General features: G+C 71.5%; 2 protein-coding genes. One reads left to right on the top strand and one right to left on the bottom strand.

Annotated features, from left to right (window positions below; genetic code table 11):
* On the bottom strand, positions 1-625 hold a 625-nt coding region (locus D7Y13_RS41395; protein WP_167508822.1), incomplete at its 3' end, for a PIG-L family deacetylase.
* Positions 626-711: 86 nt separating this feature from the next.
* Here D7Y13_RS41395 and D7Y13_RS41390 point away from each other — a divergent pair.
* On the top strand, positions 712-1,495 hold a 784-nt coding region (locus D7Y13_RS41390; RefSeq protein WP_147452646.1), incomplete at its 3' end, for an MFS transporter.

The raw sequence follows: 1,495 nt of genomic DNA, 5'->3' as shown, positions 1-1,495 counted from the left end.
GGGCGGTGAGCGGGTGGGGGGCTGCGCCCTCCGAAGCGGGAGCGTCGAACGCGAGGATGGGGTAGCCCTCGGGTTGTGGGGCGCCCTTGCGCGTGTGGAGGGAGACGCCGAGCACCGCTGGACGCTCGGAGGGAGCGAGGGCCGCGACCGCCTCCAGCGCCAGCAGCGCGGACAACCGGTGGTGCGCGTGCGTGCGGGCCGTGGGCATCATCAGGAACAGGAAGTCATAGCGGCCGCGTGTGAGCTGTTCGCGCAACTGACGGCGCACGGCCTCCACGTCCCAGCCCTCCGGCGTGAGGGCGTCCGGTGCCAGCGAATAGCCCGTGTCTGGCTGCTCCAGGAAGATGCAGTCGCGCAGGCCGAGGATGCGCGCCGCGCCCAGCAGCTCTTGTTTGCGGATCGCGGGCAGGTGCGCGCGGCCCACCGCTTCGTCCGTGAGGCGCAGGCGGTAGAGCGATTCGGCGAGCGTGGCGTAGCGGAAGCCTCCCTCGCCGTTCGTCAGCACCACGAGGTCCGCTTCGGCGCCAAGGGCATGCGTCGCCTGGAACACCGCCCCGGCGAACATCGTCTCGTCGTCGGGATGGGCGGTCACCAGCAGCAGGCGCGGAGGAGGGGCGGGGCTCATGGGGACAAGCATGCACGTCGGACCCGACATCTAGAGTCCTGTCTGTCGCGAGTCCCCTCACGGAGGCGTTCCTGGACCGGCTGACCGTGTTGCTCTTCACCGCGTTCCTGGACTCGGTGGCGCTGTTGATGATCGTCCCGCTGCTGCCCTTCCACGCGACCGGGTTGGGGGGTGGAGGTGCCGTGGTGGGCCTGCTCATGGCGACGGTGCCGCTGGTGCAACTCGTGAGTGCACCGGTCTGGGGACGGCTGTCGGACCGCGTGGGGCGCAAGCCCGTGTTGCTCATCGGGATGACGGCCGCCGTGGTGGCGTCGGTGCTGCTGGCGCTCGCGGATTCGCTGCCGGGGTTGTTCCTCTCGCGGGTGGTGCAGGGCGTGGGCGGTGGGACGGTGGGGGTGCTCCAGGCGTATGTCGTGGACGTCACGCGCCCCGAGGCGCGGGCCCAGGCGCTGGGCCGGGTGTCCGCTGCGACGAGTCTGGGAGTGATGCTGGGCCCCGCGTTGGGGGCGCTGGGCGCGAACCTGGGGCCGGCGATGCCGGGACTCTTCGCCGCGGGGTTGGGGGCCTGCAATGTGTTGCTCGCCGCACGGTTCCTGCCGGAGGCCCCCGGGGTGGTTCGCGCTGCCAGCGAGGGGCGTTCGAGCGGCACGGGAGACGTGTTGCGGGTGTTGTCGCATCCACGTGAGCCCCTGGCCCGGCTGGTCTGGACGTATGTGCTGGCGATGGGCGCATTCCAGGGGGGCACCGCCGTGCTGTCATTGCTGCTGGCCTCGCGGTTCGGGTTGACGGCGCGGACGGTGGGGTGGGTGTATCTGTTCACGGGGGCCGTGGCGGTGGTAGCGCGGGCACTCCTGTTGGGCCGTGCGGTGG

It is taken from the genome of Corallococcus praedator, assembly GCF_003612125.1.
Lineage (GTDB): Bacteria > Myxococcota > Myxococcia > Myxococcales > Myxococcaceae > Corallococcus > Corallococcus praedator.
This window is presented reverse-complemented; position numbering and strand designations above follow the sequence as displayed.